An 18,491-nucleotide genomic window follows, 5' to 3' on the forward strand; every position below is an offset into this window, starting at 1 on the left:
ACCAAGCGGAGACTAAAGTGCAGCTACAACTCATTTGTGAAGACCCAAGTTTAGAGTCGCACTTTAGCGAGCTTACCTCGCGTTGGGGCTTGCAGCACGATGCAAACAGTATTCTCGCACTTGTCCACACTGGTGAGCGTTTAGAGCTGCGCAAAACGGATGAGCCTAAACTAGGCGCCATCTTTGTCGATCTCGTGGGGGTGCAGTTGGTCATCGCAGAAAGTTTGGTGGCGGTAAAGGTCAAGCAATTGCAAAAGCGGCAGGGCTGAATAAAGGAGCGCTACCGACAGTATTGGATGGCACTGCAGGATTAGGGCGCGATGCGTTTGTATTGGCATCACTTGGTTGTCGCGTGCAGATGGTGGAACGTCACCCAGTGGTTGCAGCGCTACTCGAAGATGGCTTGGCGCGCGCTAAACAGGATGCCGATATAGGCGAGTGGGTCTCCGAGCGAATGACACTGCTTTATGCCTCCAGTCATGATGCGCTGTCTTCACTGAGTTTAGATCCTAATTTTGAGAAACCTGATGTGGTTTATCTCGACCCGATGTACCCACACCCAGAGAACAAAAAGAAGTCGGCTCTGGTTAAAAAAGAGATGCGAGTGTTCCAATCTTTGGTGGGGGCTGATATCGATGCGGATGCATTGTTGGAACCTGCCTTAGCCCTTGCAAATAAAAGAGTGGTGGTCAAAAGACCAGACTATGCAAACTGGCTAGATGAGGCCAAACCGACCATGGCGATAGAGACCAAAAAGAACCGATTTGATGTTTATGTGCTCTCTTCGATGAAAGATTAAGATCAGCGGATCCTAACGATTACAAAAAACGCCCACGACTATCGTGGGCGTTTTGCTATCTAGTGCGTGACTGATTGGTGATCAATCGTTTATTGGAACCACAAGCAGGTCGACAGGCGTGCAGTTAATCAGTTGCTTCGTTGAGGACAACAGCTTGCTCCAAAAGTCCTGATGATGGCCGCAGATCACTAAATCGACCGAGTGTTCTTTAATGGTATCGCACAGCTCATTAGAAAGGTCACCACTACCCACTAGGGTGTGCTTAATAGGAAAGTCGGCATATTCGGCCAGCTCTTGAAGCTGCTTTTGCGAGCTTTCCATTGTGTGGTGTTGGGTTTCGGCAAGGTTGATATCGATGAGGCCCGTATATAGCTCGGCGTAATTCACATCGATATGGATGAAAGAAACGTCGGCATTGAGAGGTTTAGCGAGCGAAACCGCTTTATCGACGAGAAGCTTGCTGTCTTCGGAAAGATCGATAGCAACAAGGAGATGTTGGTAACTCATGGCACTTCCTCCATTTCACTGTCTGTCTTAAGAATAGCACTCGTAGGCGATTGTTTTTGTTGTTGTGATCTCAAGATCCACATCTTCGCGTATCGGTGGTATGGTAGTCAGGTAACAACAAATAAAAGCAGAAAGACAGTCAATTAGGAGCATTAGATGTTATCTCAAGCAATGGTTGAAAAATTGAATGAGCAAATTAATCTCGAATTTTTCTCATCCAATCTATACTTACAAATGAGTGCTTGGTGTGAAGACAAAGGATTTGAAGGTGCAGCTGAGTTTCTTCGCGCTCATGCAGTAGAAGAAATGGAACATATGCAGCGTCTATTCACTTACGTAAGTGAGACAGGTGCGATGCCAATTTTAGGAGCAATTGACGCTCCACAGCACGAATTCGCAAGCTTGGGTGATGTGTTCCGTCTAACGTTTGAGCATGAGCAGATGATTACGCAAAAAATCAACACGCTAGCTCACGTTGCATTCTCTAGCCAAGACTACTCAACATTCAACTTCCTGCAGTGGTACGTTGCTGAACAGCACGAAGAAGAGAAGTTGTTTAAAGGGATTTTAGACAAGCTAGAACTGGTTGGCGAAGACGGCAAAGCTCTGTTCTTCATCGACAAAGACCTAGCGCAAATGGCAAAAGAAGGTTCATCTTCTATCATGGATGCCCCAGCTGAATAAACTCAGCGAAAAGACAGCGTAGTTATCGTCTTTTTCTCTCGGGCATGGATAGTCGATGTAGGGAGGAAAAGATGATCACTGGCGATACCATTCTACTGGCATTAATGTTGGTAACTGGGGTAAACATGGCCCGTTACCTAACAGCACTTCGTTCTTTAATTTATGTCATGCGCGAGGCGCATCCTCTCTTGTATCAGCAAGTCGACGGAGGGGGATTCTTTACCACCCACGGTAACGTCACCAAACAAGTGCGCTTGTTCCACTATATAAAGAGCAAAGAATACCATCACCACCATGACACCTTGTTTACGGGCAAATGTGATCGCGTGCGTGAGCTGTTTATTCTGTCTGCCACCTTGTTCTTCGTGACGCTACTCGCGGCATTCATTGTGTAGCCCGAGTCTGTGTAGGTCTTGCCAAAGAAGTTGGCAGTTTTGACGGCATGATACGATGCATTGGCATCACGCTCATTAGTAGGTAAAATAGCCAAAAATTAAGCAAGGATGTGCAAACGCACATCCTTTTTTTATTGCCTGCTTGGCCGGCAATTGAGTAAGAGAAGTAAGCATGAGTGAAAGGTTTGACGTTGTCATAATTGGTGCGGGCGCAGCAGGGTTAATGTGTGCGGCAGAAGCGGGTAAACGTGGCCGTAAAGTGCTGGTGGTTGACCATGCTAAAAAGCCGGGACGAAAAATCCTGATTGCCGGTGGTGGCCGTTGTAACTTCACTAACTATGATGTGACTGCCAAACACTTCCTTAGTCAAAACCCACACTTCGTTAAATCGGCGCTGGCTCAATACACCAACTGGGACTTTATCTCGATGATCTACAAACACGGTATCGAGTTTGAAGAGCGCGATCATGGTCAGCTATTTTGTGTTGGGGACGATGACTCAAAAAGCATCGTTAAGATGCTGCTGGCAGAGTGTAATTTACCAAGTGTTCAACTGCGTTATCAGCAAGAAGTCACCGACATCGAGCAAACAGACTCTGGTTTTTCCCTGCAAGTGAACTTCAAACCGGTTGAGTGTGAGTCGCTTGTTGTGGCGACGGGCGGCTTGTCGATGCCTAAGCTAGGTGCAACGCCATTTGGCTACAAGGTGGCTGAACAGTTTGGTTTATCGGTTGTGCCGACGACGGCAGGCTTGGTTCCTTTTACTCTGCACAAAGAAGATAAAGAAGACTTTGCCGAACTGTCAGGTATCGCGATTCCTGTTGAGATTACGACGGTAAGCAAGAAAACCTTCAAAGAGGCGTTGTTGTTTACTCACCGTGGACTCTCTGGCCCTTCGGTGTTGCAGATCTCGTCTTATTGGAAGCCAGGTGAAAAGGTCACGATAAATCTGGTTCCTGATGTGGATGTTGATGAGCTGCTGACACAGTCTGTCGCTAAGCACCCAAATCAAAGCCTAAAGAACACCTTGGCTAAAGTGCTGCCTAAGCGCTTAGTGGAAGTTCTGATTGAACGTAAAGTTCTGCAAGATAAACCGCTGATTCAGTTTGGCCCTAAGCAACTCAAAGCGATCACTGAGACTTTAGAGCATTGGCAAATCGTACCAAATGGAACTGAAGGCTACCGCACCGCAGAGGTGACTTTGGGTGGTGTGAATACCGATCATATCTCTTCGAAAACCATGGAATGTAAGCAAGTGAAAGGCTTGTACTTTGTGGGTGAGGTGATGGATGTAACCGGCTGGCTTGGGGGTTACAACTTCCAGTGGTGCTGGTCGAGTGGTTTCGTCGCAGGTCAATGGGTATAAGGCTTCATTAAGGTTCTATAAACTTTTTACTCATATATAAACGAGCGGTTCACTCATCATTATTGTGAGATTGTTTCCGCTCTAAAGTTTACTTTTTGTCCTATAGTAATGAGAAGAAAATCAATAAGGCAAAAGGTGCAACTATGGGTCAAGAAGCGCTGATCTCCCGAATCAATGAGTTACCAAGAATTGAAAGCATACTGCAAGAGTTGCTTGAAATGGTGAATCGAGAAACCCTCGATTTTGGTGAGTTATCGAAAAAGATGTCGATGGATCAGGTGCTCAGTGCTCGTGTCCTACGAATGGCAAACTCAGCGCACTTTGGTGGGGTGAATGGGTCTCTACCATTAACGACGCCATTATACGGGTGGGGGCAGGCGCCATCCGAACCCTCATCTCCTCCTCAATACTCTCAACCACCTTTCCTAAACTTGAAACCCTCAATATTAAAGATTACTGGGCGAATACTTTTGAAATCTCGCTGATTGCGAGCACGATAGCTAAAGATATTAAGCTCGATCCCAATCTTACCTTCACTACGGGCGTGTTGCACAACATTGGCGAGCTGATGATTCATTCTCTCGTCCCGGAGCAAGCCGTCGTTATTACAACAAGGGTAGAAGCAGGTGAAGATCCAACTAAGGTGCAGCGTGAGGTGTTAGGAACCGACTCACAGCAGCTTGGCGCTGTGTTGGCAGAGACTTGGAAGTTTCCCCAGACATGATTGATGCGATCGCCAATGTCAATCATCCAGGTCAAGCAAGTGAATCCAAACATTTGGCGTGTACCTTGTTCCTTGCTCGGGATATTCATCGTCGATGGGATTCGATGCTAACGCCGAATGAAAAACAGCACTACTTAGAAAGTAGTGCTGCGGCAAAAGCGTTGAAAGTGTCGCTTAACTTGATTGATGAGATTGATGCGATTCGTGGCCAAGGTGTTGAAATGGCTTACGAACTGTTCTAGATCTCACTGATCTTTGGGCTTGGTTTTGAGCTGCTGGATCACTAAGCCCAAGATAATCAGAACCAAGCCTATTAATGTGGTTGGGTGGATCTGCTCACCAATGATGGTTGCGAGCAAAATCAATGAGATAAACGGTGAAGCAAAGATAAGGTTACTAATACGCGCAGTGTTGGCTGTCAGTTTCATTGCGCTGAGCCATAGAACAAAAGTCACGCCCATTTCAAATAAACCCACGTAGGTCACCGCCAGCCAGCCTTGAGTGGTAATCTGACTCCAGCTTTCGCCTTCATACCAGCTTAGGCCCAATGCAAATGGGATGGCAACGAGGAAGCCAAGCAATACGCCAATCACAGGGTCCGCTTTATTCTTGGTATTTAAGATCCAATATCCTGCCCACAGCAACGTAGAAAGTAGGGCAAGTGCCACACCTGCAGGGCTATCAAAGTCGAGTCCTAGAATGTCGCCTTTGGTGGCAATTACAATCACCCCAAAGTAGCTAAAGCCACAAGCAATCCAATCCTGTTTGCGAATAGTTTGGCCGAGAAAAACGGCGGCCATTAAGGTCAGCGTAATCGCCCAACTGTAATTGATGGCCTGAGCTTGCGATGCAGGCAACAAGTCATATGCCTTGAACAAGATGAGGTAATACGCCAATGGGTTGATTAGCCCTAACATCACGTAATACCAAGGGTTCGACAAGAAGGTAGTCGAGAGTTGGGAAAGCTTGCCTTGGGCAAAGCAGATAGCGATTAACGCGACAGCAGACACAATACTCGCCACAGTGAGCATTTGGATCGGAGTAAACTCTGCCAGTGTGAGCTTAAATGCAGTCGCAACTGTCGACCACAGCAGCACGGCAGAAAGGCCAAAACCTAAAGCACGACGCTCGTTCATTATTTGAATTCTTATAGTGGATGTGAAGGCGAATACGCCAAAGTGCGATTAGTCTATCTGTGATTATAAATGCGACAAACTGGACATTTATCCAGTATAGAAATACCATTTGAGTAGGTTTGACTGGGTAAAAAGTGATTACCATGCAATGGTTTATAGAACATCAGAATCTCATCTTTAGCGCTCTGAGTAGCGCTGCGCTCGCCGGTGTATCGGTCGGCTGGTGGGTTAAACAAAAAACCAATCTCAAAACGCAGCTGCTTGAGCAGCAAATAGAATCGAATCAGCAGCTCTTTCAGTCTCAGCTGGAGCAAGTAAAGAAGGAGCTGGCTGAAGCCTTGTCAGAGCTTGATGAGCTTGATGCCGCTCGCGATCAATCGGCGCACGAGCTTAAGCAATCCCACGGTAAATTCATGGCTGTCATGGAAAAGCTGCGCTACTTCGAAGCGGTAAAGCAGGAGCGTCAGCAATATGCTCAAGAGTTGAATGAAACGCGTGAGCAAAAATCCCAGCTTGATGCGCAGCTAAGAGAGCAAAGTGCGCGTCACGAGCAAGAGATGAAAGCCAGTGAAGATAAGCTAAAGCTTCTAGAACAGGCTGAAGAGCGTTTGAAGCAGCAATTTGAGCATCTGGCCAATCAGTTGTTTGAGGCTAAGACAGCCAAAGTCGATCAGCAGAATAAGCAGAGCTTAGAAGGGTTACTTTCCCCATTAAAGGAGCAGCTAGAGGGCTTTAAAAAGCAGGTAAATGACAGCTTTAATATTGAAGCGAAAGAGCGCCATACATTGGTCCATGAGCTAAAAAACTTACAAAAGCTCAATGAGCAGATGACGCGTGAAGCCGTGAATCTGACTCAAGCCCTTAAAGGTGACAATAAGCAGCAGGGTAACTGGGGGAAGTGGTGCTAGCGCGAGTGCTTGCCGAATCCGGTTTAAGAGAAGGGCACGAGTATCAAACTCAGGTCAGTTTGCAAAACGAAGCTGGCAAACGCTATCAACCAGATGTGATTGTTCACTTACCTCACGATAAACAGGTGGTGGTGGATTCAAAAATGGCTTTGGTGGCGTTTGAACGCTACTTCAATGCCGAAACCGATCAAGATAAAGAGCGTGCCTTAGCGGCTCACTTGGTCGCGCTCCGTGCTCATATCAAAGGGTTGAGTCAGAAGGACTACCATCAGCTTAAAGGTATTCAAAGTTTGGATTACGTGCTGATGTTTATTCCGGTTGAACCTGCATTTCAAGTCGCTATTCAAGCCGATCCTAGCTTGGTTAAAGATGCCATGGAGCAGAACATCATTTTAGTGAGCCCAACGACCTTGCTAGTGGCGCTCAGAACCATAGATAACCTGTGGCGTAACGAAAGGCAGAATCAGAACGCGCAAATTATTGCTGAACGTGCAAGCAAGCTATACGACAAACTCCGTCTATTTGTGGACGACATGGAAAGCTTGGGCAGTGCACTTGATCGCGCCAACCAAAACTACCAAGGCGCTATGAATAAACTCGTCACTGGGCGCGGGAATGTGATTCGTCAGGCTGAAGGATTTAAGCAATTAGGGGTAGAAGTGAAGCGTCCTATCTCAAGTAACTTGGTCGAAATCGCACAAAATGATGCTTTGTTAGAAAATGATCAGGGAGTTGAAAGACATCCCGCTGAGGATAAAGTAAACTGATTGGCCGCAACGCAGGGGGGTGATGCCTTCTAGTTGGTTAAGCGTTGCCCAAGAGGAATCATCATGACGGATACAAGCGTGCAATCAAATACAGCAACAGAAATGAACGAAGCGAATCTCGACCAAGGAGTTCACAACGAAGTGGCTCACAGTGAAGCAGCTCGTAATGAAACGACTCACTTTGGCTTCGAAACCGTAGCGAAAGAAGAGAAAGTCGCGAAAGTTGCGGAAGTGTTCCATTCAGTAGCAGCAAAATACGACATTATGAATGATCTGATGTCAGGTGGCATTCATCGTTTGTGGAAGCGTTTCACGATTGATTGCAGTGGCGCGCGCCCGGGTCAACGCATTCTTGATTTAGGTGGCGGTACTGGTGACTTAACCGCGAAATTCTCACGCATTGTTGGTGACAAGGGTCATGTCATCTTGGCTGACATCAACAACTCTATGCTGAACGTCGGTCGCGATAAACTGCGCGATATCGGCATCGTGGGCAATGTGCACTACGTGCAAGCCAACGCAGAAGAGCTGCCGTTTCCAGACGACTACTTTGACTGTATTACCATTAGTTTCTGCCTACGTAACGTTACCGATAAAGACAAAGCGTTGCGCTCGATGTTCCGTGTACTTAAGCCAGGTGGCCGTTTGTTAGTATTGGAGTTCTCCAAACCAGTCTTAGAGCCTCTATCAAAGGTTTACGATGCTTACTCATTCCACTTACTGCCTAAGATGGGTGAAATCATTGCAAACGATGCTGATAGCTATCGCTACCTTGCTGAATCTATCCGCATGCACCCAGACCAAGATACGCTGCAAGGTATGATGGAAGAAGCGGGCTTCGAGAAGACCAACTACTACAACCTCACCGGTGGTATCGTAGCACTTCACCGTGGATACAAGTTTTAACCGCGAAAGTTCAACGCGCCCTAAGGAACAGTATGCCATTTGAACCTCTGGTGACGGCAGCCATTGAAACGTCGCTCAATATTCTTATCAACGACGACCCAGAACTGGGTCGCCGTTTATCTCGCCTGAAAGGCAAAGTCATTCAACTGCATATTAAAGAGATCGATCGTGCGATTACCTTCGTGTTTAGTCAGCAAATCGATGTCCTTGGTCAGTATGAAGGCGAACCCGATTGTTACCTCTCTTTAAACTTATCGATTCTTCCTGAGTTAAGAGAGCAATCCAACATCACCAAGTTGATTAAAGAAGATCGCTTAGTGCTTGAAGGGGATATCCAGCTCGCACAGAAGTTTGCTCAGTTGATGACAGACTGCAAACCGGATTTGGAAGAGTGGTTATCACGTGTAACGGGTGATGTCGTTGCTCGAACGCTGGTTCAAGGCGTGAAAAACGTCGGCGAATTTGTACAAGGGCAAGCAAGAAAGCATCAAGACCACTTAGGTCAAGTCATTACTGAAGAGTGGAAGTTGGCTCCAGGGCCTTTAGAAGTCGCTTACTTCTGCGACCAAGTAGCGGATGCTGACCAGTACGCTAAACAGTTAGAAACTCGATTAAACGCTCTGGTGGAGAAAGCATGACCCCATCAGAGTTAAAACGTTTGTATCACATCATCAAAGTGCAGCTTGAGTATGGGTTGGATGAGCTACTGCCAACTCATGAGCTGACTAAAGCCCCTTTGCTCGCTCGCAAGTCGCTATTTTGGATCAAGAATAAGCATTCAGATAAGCCGCTTGGTGATCGACTGCGCTTAGCTCTTCAAGAGCTAGGACCTGTTTGGATCAAGTTCGGCCAAATGATGTCAACTCGACGCGACCTGTTTCCTCCTCATATCGCCGATCCGCTTGCTATGCTGCAAGACAAGGTTGCGCCTTTTGATGGTGAGCTGGCCAAACAGCAGATGGAGAAGGCCCTTGGTGGTCCGTTAGAGAATTGGTTTACCGACTTTGATATCACGCCACTGGCTTCTGCGTCGATTGCTCAGGTTCATACAGCGAAGTTAAAAGAGTCAGGACGAGAGATCGTTCTGAAGGTGATTCGCCCTGATATTCGCCCTGTCATCGATGCTGATTTGAAGTTAATGCATCGCATGGCTCGCATTGTGGCTAAAGCTCAGCCTGATGCACGCCGTTTAAAACCAGTAGAAGTGGTTCGCGAGTACGAGAAAACGCTACTCGATGAGCTAGACCTGCGCCGAGAGGCAGCAAATGCGATCCAATTGCGTCGAAATTTCGAAGGCAGTGAAGAGCTTTATGTTCCTGAAATAATTACCGACTATAGTAACGAAACGGTGATGTGTTCAGAGCGCATTTACGGCATTCAGGTTTCAGATATCGATGGTTTAAAAGCCAATGGTACTAACATGAAACTATTGGCAGAACGCGGCGTAAGTGTATTTTTTACGCAGGTGTTTAGAGATAGCTTCTTTCATGCCGACATGCACCCGGGGAACGTTTTTGTTAAACCGGAACATCCAGAAAATCCTCAATGGATTGGCTTGGACTGTGGCATTGTTGGTACGCTAAATAGCGAAGATAAACGCTACTTAGCCGAAAACTTACTGGCTTTCTTTAATCGCGATTATCGACGTGTAGCAGAACTGCATGTGGATTCGGGGTGGGTTCCACGTGAAACCAACATCGATGAGTTTGAATTTGCGATACGCATGGTGTGTGAGCCAATTTTTGCCAAGCCATTGTGTGAAATATCATTTGGTCATGTGCTGTTAAACTTGTTTAACACCGCACGTCGCTTCCATATGGAAGTGCAACCACAACTGGTTTTATTACAAAAGACGCTTCTGTACATCGAAGGGTTAGGTCGTCAGCTCTATCCACAGCTTGATTTGTGGGAAACGGCGATGCCATTTCTTGAAGAGTGGATGATGAACCAAGTTGGTCCTAAGGCCTTTATCAACTCTGTGAAAGATAGAGCGCCATTTTGGGCAGAGAAACTTCCTGAACTGCCAGAGCTGCTTTATGACAGCCTAAAACAGGGCAAAGCGATGAACCATAGAATGGATCAGCTTTACCAAGGTTATAGGCAAAGTAAGCGCCAGCAAGCAACCGGAAAATTTTTGTTTGGTGTTGGCGCCACTTTAGTCGTATGCTCAGCAATACTGTTAAGCAGCGGCTTTGAGTCGTTGTCTCTTGCGGGAGGTATCGCAGGGGTCACATTTTGGCTGTTCAGTTGGCGTGCATATCGCCGTTAACCGTTAAACTGACTATTAGTTATTGATAAATAAAGACCCGAGGAAAAGAGAATGGGTGGTATTAGTGTTTGGCAACTTCTAATTATTGCTGTCATTGTTGTTTTGCTGTTCGGTACAAAGAAACTGCGCGGTATTGGTGGCGACTTAGGCGGTGCTGTTAAAGGTTTCAAGAAAGCGATGAGCGATGAAGAATCTGATAAGAAAGATGCAGATTTCGAGCAAAAGAACATCGAACAGCAGAAAACAAACGCTGCTGAAACAGAAACTAAGAAAGACAAAGAGCAGGCGTAACACGTGTTTGATATCGGTTTTTGGGAACTGGTATTAATATCTGTTGTAGGGCTGGTGGTATTGGGACCAGAACGCTTACCTCATGCTATTCGCAGTGTGTCGAAGTTTATTAGCTCTGCTAAAAACATGGCCAATAGTGTCAAAGACGAACTGTCGCATGAGTTGAAAGTTCAGGAATTGCAGGAAAACCTACGCAAGGCTGAAAAAATGGGGATGGAAGATCTGTCACCAGAGCTTAAATCTTCGGTTGAAGAGTTAAAGCAAGCTGCGCAAGAGGTTCAACGTCCTTATGCTAAGAAAGAAACGTCTGAAAGCTTAGAGCAAGAAAAAGCGCCAGAAGTTGTCAATCAAGCAGCATCACCTGAAGCGGAAACGCCGGAAGCCACAGAATCGCTGAATGCGTCAGTGGCACAGTCTACGGCAGATAAGAAAGCCGAATAGTCTCGCATAGCTAGGAGCTACAATGGGCAAACCCCTTAGTAGCTCCTTTTTGATCTGATTGAATTGAGGTTAGACATGTCTTCTGTTGAGCAGACACAGCCTTTGATTAGCCATTTATTGGAACTTCGTAACCGCTTATTACGCTGTATTGTCGCAGTCTTGGCGGTATTCCTTGGCTTAATCTACTTCGCTAACGACATCTATGAGTTCATCTCTGCGCCGTTAGTGGACCGCCTTCCTGAAGGGGCGACGATGATTGCAACCGACGTTGCATCACCATTTTTCACACCATTAAAACTGACATTGATTGCGGCGCTGTTCATTTCAGTACCGTTTATTCTTTATCAGGTTTGGGCATTTGTAGCGCCGGGCTTATATAAGCATGAGCGCAGGCTGATTATGCCACTGCTGTTCTCGAGTTCTTTGCTGTTTTACTGCGGTGTCGCGTTCGCGTATTTCGTGGTGTTCCCATTGGTGTTTGGCTTTTTTACGGCCATCTCATTGGGCGGCGTTGAGTTTGCCACTGATATCTCAAGTTATCTGGATTTTGTATTAGCGCTGTTCTTTGCATTTGGTATCGCGTTTGAAGTGCCGGTTGCCATTATTCTGCTTTGCTGGACAGGTGCGACGGATCCAAAGAGCCTAAGCGAGAAGCGCCCTTACATCATCGTGGCCGCTTTCGTGGTGGGCATGATGCTGACACCGCCAGATATGATTTCTCAGACCTTGTTGGCGATTCCAATGTGTTTGTTGTTTGAAGTAGGTTTATTCTTTGCCCGTTTCTACACTCGCAAGGAAGATGAAGAGCCAGAACAGGTTGAATAGTATTTGTTTTGAAATGAAAAAAGGTTACCCAATGGGTAACCTTTTTTGCTGATGGCTGGCTATCTCACTTTGATAACGTGTCCGCACTTCTCGCACACGTAAAGCTCTTTAATTCCAAGAAGCTTTTGCCAAAGATTACGATGCTCTCTTCGCAGATAGTTTCTGTGATCGCACATATACTCATTCCCTGTGATTCTGCTGGTTGCATAATAAAGGGAAAGTTTATAAATTCCATCAACTATATTGAACCAATATCACATTAATAGTGACTTGGTTTCATATTTTCGGCCTATTTAATGTTTTTGAAGAGATTTAGCGCGTTTTTTGATGTTATCTCTATGATTTTGTTGACTTCTGTTCCTCGTAGGTCAGCCACTCTGTCCGCAACAAGAGAGACAAATGCAGGCTCATTGCGTTTACCGCGATGAGGTACAGGGGCTAGATATGGGCAATCTGTCTCCAAAATCACCTTACTCAGATCGAGGTGAGGGATAACCTTATCCATTCCACCATTCTTGAATGTTGAAACGCCGCCTAAGCCCAAGTGGAAGCCTAAATCGTTAATCGCTTTAGCTTCTTCAACGCTGCCACCAAAACAGTGAAAGACACCCGATAGAGAACCGTCTTGCTCGGTTTTAAGCAGTGCTAATGTCTCTTCAATAGAGTCGCGAGTATGAATAACGACAGGTAAGTTGAGCTCTTTAGCCCAGTTGAGCTGCGTGATGAAGGCTTTCTCTTGCTCCGCTTTATACGTTTTATCCCAATAGAGATCGATGCCGATTTCACCGACGGCAATGAAATTGTGCTTATCAAACCAAGAGTGGATAGTTTTAAGGGTTTCATCGACGTCTGCGTCAACATAGCACGGGTGCAGGCCCATCATTGAGCGGCAAACCTCTGGATAGGCGGCTTCTGTCTTTAGCATTGGCTCGATAGATTCAAGATCAATGTTCGGTAGCAGAATATGGCTGATCCCTTGTTCAAGTGCGCGTTTCACCACTTCATCTCGGTCATTATCAAATTCAGTCGCGTAAATATGGGCGTGGGTATCAATCATGGTTATCTCAGATGGGGTTGTGCATTTAACAAAATTATACGGCAGTGTCGGTGGTGACCACAAACTTCAAATAATACGGTCTGTAGGGAAAGGTGATTCGCTAAATAGGCATCACAGTTCCTATTTTTTTATTCTGAGGCGCTAGCGCAACGAGTGGAGAATGATATGATTTTGGTTTACCACCAAGGTGTACTGTTTCAGACAAGGAGAATCGAGTGTCTGCATCTATTCAAGGGCAATTCCCAGAGCGCCGTATGCGCCGTATGCGTAAGCATGACTTTAGCCGTCGCTTAATGGCAGAAAATCAACTATCCGTTAATGATCTTATCTATCCGATGTTTATTCTGATGGGCAAAGATCGTCGTGAAACCGTGGACTCGATGCCAGGTATCGAGCGTCTATCGATCGACTTAATGCTTGAAGAAGCTCAGTATCTTGCACAACTCGGCGTACCCGCGATTGCGCTATTTCCAGTGGTAAACCAAGATGCGAAATCACTGTGTGCAGCAGAAGCTTATAATCCTGAAGGTTTGGTGCAGCGCGCTGTACGTTCATTGAAAGAGCATGTTCCTGAAATTGGTGTGATTACCGATGTTGCGCTTGACCCGTTCACCACACACGGCCAAGACGGCATCATTGATGAAGACGGATACGTGCAAAATGATGAGACAACCAAAGTGCTCATCAAGCAGGCGCTTTCCCATGCAGAAGCCGGGGCGGATGTTGTTGCGCCGTCAGACATGATGGATGGCCGCATTGGTAAGATTCGTGAAGCGCTAGAGAAAGCAGGCCACATTCACACCCAAATTATGGCTTACTCGGCAAAATATGCGTCTTGTTACTATGGACCGTTCCGTGATGCAGTCGGTTCTGCAGCTAACCTAAAAGGTGGCGATAAAAAGAACTACCAAATGGATCCAGCCAACAGCGATGAAGCCATCCATGAAGTGGCAATGGATGTAAACGAAGGCGCAGATATGGTGATGGTGAAGCCAGGGATGCCATATCTGGACATTGTGCGCCGGGTTAAGCATGAGCTTCAAGTGCCAACCTTTGCTTATCAAGTCTCTGGCGAATATGCGATGCACAAAGCTGCGATTCAAAATGGTTGGTTAAAAGAGCGCGAGACCGTTTTGGAATCTTTACTGTGCTTCAAACGCGCAGGTGCTGATGGCATTCTGACTTACTTCGCAAAAGATGTCGCAGAGTGGCTTGCCGAAGAGAACGCACAGGCGGCGCAATATTTAAAATCTGAAGACTAACAGCGTAGTGATTCTGCGTTAATGATTGAAAAGGTTGGCTAAGGTCAGCCTTTTTTGTGTCTGATGGCCAGGAAATTATGGCCTTTTTGGTGAATTGTCGTGTAGATCAGAAGCTAGATAGCGGCTAAGTGAAAAAAAATTCACTTGTCTTAGGGGGAGTTGTTTTATATATAACTGATTGAATATTATGCCATTTAAGATTGATATCTAATCAGTTCAGCCAGTGTATACAAAATTAAATGAGAAAAGATCTCATTTAGTTGTTGACGTTTAAATGAGAATCATTATTATTAACAGCGTCTGAGGGAACGAGGTAAAGTTCACAGGGACGTGAAGTGACCAGATTTGAAATGGTGATGACGCAATACCTAACCGAACTTTTACAAGTTCTTTTTGACACGACATTGCTCACATTGCTTCCAGTGTAATTTATAGCTTTTGACAAAGCGTGGATGATTTTTTCTGAAATGGCTTTGACATATTTTTGCTAGGCGACATCTTCGGGTGTCGCTTTTTTTATGCTTGAAATGGGGATCTTTTGTGCTAGAGCAAAAGGGAACCAATAGGATTTTCCACAGCTTAGGATCGCAATGGGATCATTATGAACTTTAATGATCGATATAATAGCTGTTTTAATTCAGTGATTTAAGTTGCGTTGTTGGTTATTTTGCACCCTGTTTTGTATTTTGTGGAATTTATTATAAACAGACTTATCCACAGAAGAAGGGGCTGAGTGGATAACAATTCGGCGTGTTGGCCTTTGTGAGACTTAAAATGGATTCAAAGGGTGAGTCATGGCATTCTAAGCGGATAACTTTCTTACTCTGTTTGGATACATAAATTATGGCACGCATTCCGGATAATCCGTTGATACTTATCGATGGTTCGTCATACCTTTACCGCGCTTTTCACGCTTACCCTGGCACCATGAGTAATGGTGACATTCCGACCAATGCTGTCTACGGCGTTGTGAACATGCTTCGTAGCATGATGCGTCAGTTCTCATCCGATCGTATTGCCGTCATCTTTGATGCGAAGGGCAAAACCTTCCGTGATGATATGTATCCAGAATACAAAGCAAATCGCCCACCTATGCCAGATGATCTGCGTTGCCAGATTGAGCCGCTACACAATGTCATTCGTGCAATGGGTCTGCCTCTGATCTCTATTCCTGGTGTTGAAGCCGATGACGTGATCGGTACATTGGCCGCTCAGGCATCAAAGCAAGGCATGCCAGTATTGATCAGCACTGGTGATAAAGACATGGCGCAGCTAGTGGATGAAAACGTCACCTTGATCAATACCATGACCAATGTCGTGATGGATCGTGAGGGAGTGGTTGAGAAGTTTGGTATCCCGCCAGAATTGATCATCGACTACCTAGCTTTGATGGGAGATAAAGTCGATAACATTCCGGGTGTCCCTGGAGTGGGCGACAAAACCGCAACGGCACTTTTGCAAGGCATTGGTGGTTTAGACAAGCTTTACGATCATCTTGATGATATTGCACCTTTGGGTTTCCGCGGTTCAAAGACCATGGCCAAGAAGCTGGTGGACAACAAAGAGAATGCGCTGCTGTCCTACGAGCTTGCCACAATTAAACTAGATGTTGAGTTAGAAGAGACGTCGGAATCGCTTGTTAAAGCTGAACCTAATAAAGATGAGCTGATCAAACTATATGGCCAACTGGTGTTCAAGTCATGGCTAAATGAGCTACTAGACGGTGGCACAGGTGTGGTCGAAGCGGATGAGAAGTCAGGCGCTGCGCGTGCATCGGCATCATCTTCTTCTTCTGCTTCTACATCAGACATGGATACTTCAGCGGTAACCATTGATCGCAGCCAGTACGAAACGATTCTGGACGAAGCAAGTTTCGCCAAGTGGCTAGATAAGTTGAAAGCCTCTGAAGTGTTTGCCTTCGATACCGAAACAGACAGCCTAGACTACATGGTGGCAAATCTTGTTGGTGTTTCTTTTGCGACCGAAGAAGGGGTAGCGGCATACGTACCTGTGGCTCATGACTACTTGGATGCTCCGCAGCAGTTAGATCGTGACTGGGTTCTTGCTCAGTTAAAGCCAATTCTAGAAGATGATGATCAAGCGAAAGTAGGCCAGAACCTCAAGTACGATGCGAGTGTGTTAGCTCGCTACGGCATTGAGATGAAAGGCATCAAGCACGACACCATGTTGGCATCTTACGTTTATAACAGCGTTGGCGGTAAGCATGACATGGACAGTCTGGCATTGCGCTTCCTTCAGCATAGCTGCATTTCATTCGAACAAATTGCAGGCAAGGGTAAGAAACAGCTGACCTTTAACCAAATCGAATTGGATCAAGCATCACCTTATGCAGCAGAAGATGCAGACGTGACGCTTCGTCTGCACAATCGCATCTACGACAGCATTCAGAAAGATGAGAAACTCGCACGCATCTACAATGAAGTAGAGATGCCGCTAGTGCCTGTCCTCTCACGTATCGAGCGCACCGGTGTATTGATTGATGACATGCAGCTTAGCGCTCAATCTCAAGAAATAGCTGTGCGCTTGGATGAGCTAGAAAAGCAGGCCTTTGAGATTGCAGAGCAAGAGTTCAACATGAACTCGCCAAAACAGCTACAAGCGCTCCTGTTTGAGAAGATGGGGCTACCTGTGATTAAGAAGACGCCTTCAGGTACGCCTTCAACAAATGAAGAAGTGCTGCAAGAGCTAGCGTTGGATTACCCACTGCCAAAACTTATCTTAGAGTATCGTGGTTTGGCTAAGCTAAAATCGACGTATACCGATAAGCTACCGAAGATGATCAACTGAGACGGGTCGCGTACATACCTCTTATCATCAGGCGTGACGGCGACAGGTCGATTGTCATCAACTGATCCAAACCTTCAGAACATCCCAATTCGTAATGAAGAGGGACGACGCATTCGTCAGGCATTTGTTGCGCCTCACGGCTACAAGATCATGGCAGTCGACTACTCGCAAATCGAACTGCGTATTATGGCGCACTTGTCGGGCGACAAAGCGCTACTAGATGCCTTCCAACAAGGTAAAGATATCCACGCAGCCACTGCCGCTGAAATCATGGGCACGACGATTGATCAAGTGAGCTCAGAGCAGCGTCGCCGCGCGAAAGCCGTTAACTTCGGTCTTATCTACGGTATGAGTGCGTTTGGTTTGGCGAAACAGCTAGGCATTCCACGTGGTGAAGCTCAGGATTACATGAACAAGTATTTCGAGCGTTACCCTGGCGTAATGCAGTATATGGAAGATACGCGCAGTGCAGCCGCAGAGCAGGGCTACGTTGAAACTATTTTCGGTCGCCGCTTACACCTTCCTGAAATCAAGTCACGTAACGGTATGCGTCGTAAAGCTGCAGAGCGAGCTGCTATCAACGCACCGATGCAAGGCACAGCTGCAGACATCATTAAGAAAGCCATGTTGTTGGTGGATGACTGGATTCAGGCAGAGGGCGATGGCCGAGTGAAACTGCTTATGCAAGTACACGATGAACTGGTATTTGAGGTTCAAGAGTCAGCATTGACCGAAATTGAAAGTAAAGTACAAGAATTGATGGAATCTGCAGCACAGCTTGATGTACCGCTGGTGGCGGAAGCTGGGCATGGTGACAACTGGGATCAGGCACACTAGCCATTTTTTTAATAAAACGGTCAATTAATTATGAGCCAGCGCACAAACGCTGGCTTTTTTTATGAGTGAAATAAGTTGGTGTGATTTTGACTGTATTGTAGGAAAAGGAAATATTTTTGAAAAAAAACTACAAAATTGGTTTTCATTTCTGACCAATTGTTGTACATTAATCTGCGTAGGGTACAGAGGTAAGATGTTCTATCTTTCAGACCTTTTGTTTCACGTTATTGGATTAGGCTGATTCAGCCGCCCCAGTCAGTATTTGACTGGGGCGTTTTTTCTTGTGGCAAAGAAAATTTCTTATCACGCTTCTCTGCACCTAAATTCCCAGCCTAAACTTCTTCCCAAGTTATCGTTTGAGTGACAAGTTTGGTAATTTTTTACCAGTCACAGTTCTATTATTTTCTATAGTAAATGAAGCGCATATATTAAGCACAGTGTTATTAAGTGTTTGTTATTACGGATTTTATTGATCTTTGCGTTGTGTTCAAAAAATCAACACACTAGGT

The 18,491-nt window shown here is 45.9% G+C and carries 14 protein-coding genes and 4 pseudogenes; 15 read left to right on the forward strand and 3 right to left on the reverse strand.

Features of this window, described 5'->3' with window-relative positions; all coding sequences use genetic code 11:
* Nucleotides 1-17: 17 nt before the first annotated feature.
* A pseudogene (locus UA76_RS20360) lies at nt 18-799 on the forward strand (class I SAM-dependent methyltransferase).
* Nucleotides 800-880: 81 nt separating this feature from the next.
* Here the strand turns inward: UA76_RS20360 and UA76_RS20365 are convergent.
* Entirely contained in the window at nt 881-1,306 is a 426-nt protein-coding gene (locus tag UA76_RS20365) for a universal stress protein (protein WP_047049713.1), read from the reverse strand.
* A gap of 156 nt (nt 1,307-1,462) precedes the next feature.
* On the opposite strand from UA76_RS20365, the gene ftnA reads away from it, so the two are divergent.
* The 4 genes and pseudogenes from ftnA (at nt 1,463) to UA76_RS20385 (ending at nt 4,717) form a co-directional block, all read left to right on the forward strand.
* Nucleotides 1,463-1,990, forward strand: coding sequence for a non-heme ferritin (gene ftnA, locus UA76_RS20370; RefSeq protein WP_047049714.1), 528 nt, complete (start codon nt 1,463-1,465; stop codon nt 1,988-1,990).
* Nucleotides 1,991-2,061: 71 nt separating this feature from the next.
* Nucleotides 2,062-2,385 carry a universal stress protein UspB gene (gene uspB / locus UA76_RS20375; protein ID WP_047049715.1) on the forward strand — a complete coding sequence of 108 codons (324 nt, stop codon included), beginning with the start codon at nt 2,062-2,064 and terminating at the stop codon, nt 2,383-2,385.
* A gap of 172 nt (nt 2,386-2,557) precedes the next feature.
* Nucleotides 2,558-3,751: a BaiN/RdsA family NAD(P)/FAD-dependent oxidoreductase gene (locus UA76_RS20380; protein ID WP_047049716.1), complete on the forward strand. Its 1,194-nt coding sequence runs from the start codon at nt 2,558-2,560 to the stop codon at nt 3,749-3,751.
* A 143-nt stretch (nt 3,752-3,894) separates the two neighbouring features.
* Nucleotides 3,895-4,717 (forward strand): annotated as a pseudogene (locus UA76_RS20385) (HDOD domain-containing protein).
* A 3-nt stretch (nt 4,718-4,720) separates the two neighbouring features.
* On the opposite strand, the gene UA76_RS20390 reads toward UA76_RS20385, so the two are convergent.
* Nucleotides 4,721-5,611 carry a DMT family transporter gene (locus UA76_RS20390; protein WP_047049717.1) on the reverse strand — a complete coding sequence of 297 codons (891 nt, stop codon included), beginning with the start codon at nt 5,609-5,611 and terminating at the stop codon, nt 4,721-4,723.
* Nucleotides 5,612-5,754: 143 nt separating this feature from the next.
* On the opposite strand from UA76_RS20390, the pseudogene rmuC reads away from it, so the two are divergent.
* The 7 genes and pseudogenes from rmuC (at nt 5,755) to tatC (ending at nt 12,018) form a co-directional block, all read left to right on the forward strand.
* Nucleotides 5,755-7,286, forward strand: a pseudogene (gene rmuC, locus UA76_RS20395) (DNA recombination protein RmuC).
* 63 nt (nt 7,287-7,349) lie between these two features.
* A complete protein-coding gene (ubiE, locus tag UA76_RS20400) occupies nt 7,350-8,192 on the forward strand; it encodes a bifunctional demethylmenaquinone methyltransferase/2-methoxy-6-polyprenyl-1,4-benzoquinol methylase UbiE (protein ID WP_075202613.1) in 843 nt (280 codons plus the stop codon).
* 32 nt (nt 8,193-8,224) lie between these two features.
* Entirely contained in the window at nt 8,225-8,830 is a 606-nt protein-coding gene (locus UA76_RS20405) for a ubiquinone biosynthesis accessory factor UbiJ (protein ID WP_047049718.1), read from the forward strand.
* Entirely contained in the window at nt 8,827-10,461 is a 1,635-nt protein-coding gene (gene ubiB / locus UA76_RS20410; protein ID WP_047049719.1) for a ubiquinone biosynthesis regulatory protein kinase UbiB, read from the forward strand. Before UA76_RS20405 ends, ubiB begins: the two co-directional genes overlap by 4 nt.
* Before the next feature lie 51 nt (nt 10,462-10,512).
* Nucleotides 10,513-10,752 (forward strand): Sec-independent protein translocase subunit TatA, encoded by a 240-nt coding sequence (gene tatA, locus UA76_RS20415; protein ID WP_047049720.1) that lies wholly within the window; start codon nt 10,513-10,515, stop codon nt 10,750-10,752.
* Nucleotides 10,753-10,755: 3 nt separating this feature from the next.
* Nucleotides 10,756-11,193 (forward strand): Sec-independent protein translocase protein TatB, encoded by a 438-nt coding sequence (gene tatB / locus UA76_RS20420; protein ID WP_047049721.1) that lies wholly within the window; start codon nt 10,756-10,758, stop codon nt 11,191-11,193.
* A gap of 75 nt (nt 11,194-11,268) precedes the next feature.
* Nucleotides 11,269-12,018: a twin-arginine translocase subunit TatC gene (gene tatC / locus UA76_RS20425; protein ID WP_047049722.1), complete on the forward strand. Its 750-nt coding sequence runs from the start codon at nt 11,269-11,271 to the stop codon at nt 12,016-12,018.
* A 289-nt stretch (nt 12,019-12,307) separates the two neighbouring features.
* Here the strand turns inward: tatC and UA76_RS20430 are convergent, their stop codons facing one another.
* On the reverse strand, nt 12,308-13,075 hold the full coding sequence (locus UA76_RS20430; RefSeq protein WP_047049723.1) for a TatD family hydrolase: 768 nt from the start codon (nt 13,073-13,075) through the stop codon (nt 12,308-12,310).
* Between the two features lie 215 nt (nt 13,076-13,290).
* On the opposite strand from UA76_RS20430, the gene hemB reads away from it, so the two are divergent.
* From hemB to spfP, 3 genes and pseudogenes are all read left to right on the forward strand, one after another.
* On the forward strand, nt 13,291-14,337 hold the full coding sequence (gene hemB / locus UA76_RS20435) for a porphobilinogen synthase (protein WP_047049724.1): 1,047 nt from the start codon (nt 13,291-13,293) through the stop codon (nt 14,335-14,337).
* 927 nt (nt 14,338-15,264) lie between these two features.
* A pseudogene (gene polA, locus UA76_RS20440) lies at nt 15,265-17,982 on the forward strand (DNA polymerase I).
* Nucleotides 17,983-18,175: 193 nt separating this feature from the next.
* Nucleotides 18,176-18,223, forward strand: coding sequence for a small protein SpfP (gene spfP / locus UA76_RS25805; protein WP_438356636.1), 48 nt, complete (start codon nt 18,176-18,178; stop codon nt 18,221-18,223).
* Nucleotides 18,224-18,491: the final 268 nt, after the last annotated feature.

It is taken from the genome of Vibrio mexicanus, from assembly GCF_001012815.1.
Lineage (GTDB): Bacteria > Pseudomonadota > Gammaproteobacteria > Enterobacterales > Vibrionaceae > Vibrio > Vibrio mexicanus.

What these genes read in the sequence shown, in the direction of transcription:
- UA76_RS20365 (WP_047049713.1), bottom strand. Translation starts at nt 1,306, where the DNA reads ATGAGTTACCAACATCTCCTTGTTGCTATCGATCTTTCCGAAGACAGC.
- UA76_RS20405 (WP_047049718.1), top strand. Translation starts at nt 8,225, where the DNA reads ATGCCATTTGAACCTCTGGTGACGGCAGCCATTGAAACGTCGCTCAAT.
- ubiB (WP_047049719.1), top strand. Translation starts at nt 8,827, where the DNA reads ATGACCCCATCAGAGTTAAAACGTTTGTATCACATCATCAAAGTGCAG.
- UA76_RS20390 (WP_047049717.1), bottom strand. Translation starts at nt 5,611, where the DNA reads ATGAACGAGCGTCGTGCTTTAGGTTTTGGCCTTTCTGCCGTGCTGCTG.
- ubiE (WP_075202613.1), top strand. Translation starts at nt 7,350, where the DNA reads ATGACGGATACAAGCGTGCAATCAAATACAGCAACAGAAATGAACGAA.
- ftnA (WP_047049714.1), top strand. Translation starts at nt 1,463, where the DNA reads ATGTTATCTCAAGCAATGGTTGAAAAATTGAATGAGCAAATTAATCTC.
- uspB (WP_047049715.1), top strand. Translation starts at nt 2,062, where the DNA reads ATGATCACTGGCGATACCATTCTACTGGCATTAATGTTGGTAACTGGG.
- UA76_RS20380 (WP_047049716.1), top strand. Translation starts at nt 2,558, where the DNA reads ATGAGTGAAAGGTTTGACGTTGTCATAATTGGTGCGGGCGCAGCAGGG.
- UA76_RS20430 (WP_047049723.1), bottom strand. Translation starts at nt 13,075, where the DNA reads ATGATTGATACCCACGCCCATATTTACGCGACTGAATTTGATAATGAC.
- tatC (WP_047049722.1), top strand. Translation starts at nt 11,269, where the DNA reads ATGTCTTCTGTTGAGCAGACACAGCCTTTGATTAGCCATTTATTGGAA.
- tatA (WP_047049720.1), top strand. Translation starts at nt 10,513, where the DNA reads ATGGGTGGTATTAGTGTTTGGCAACTTCTAATTATTGCTGTCATTGTT.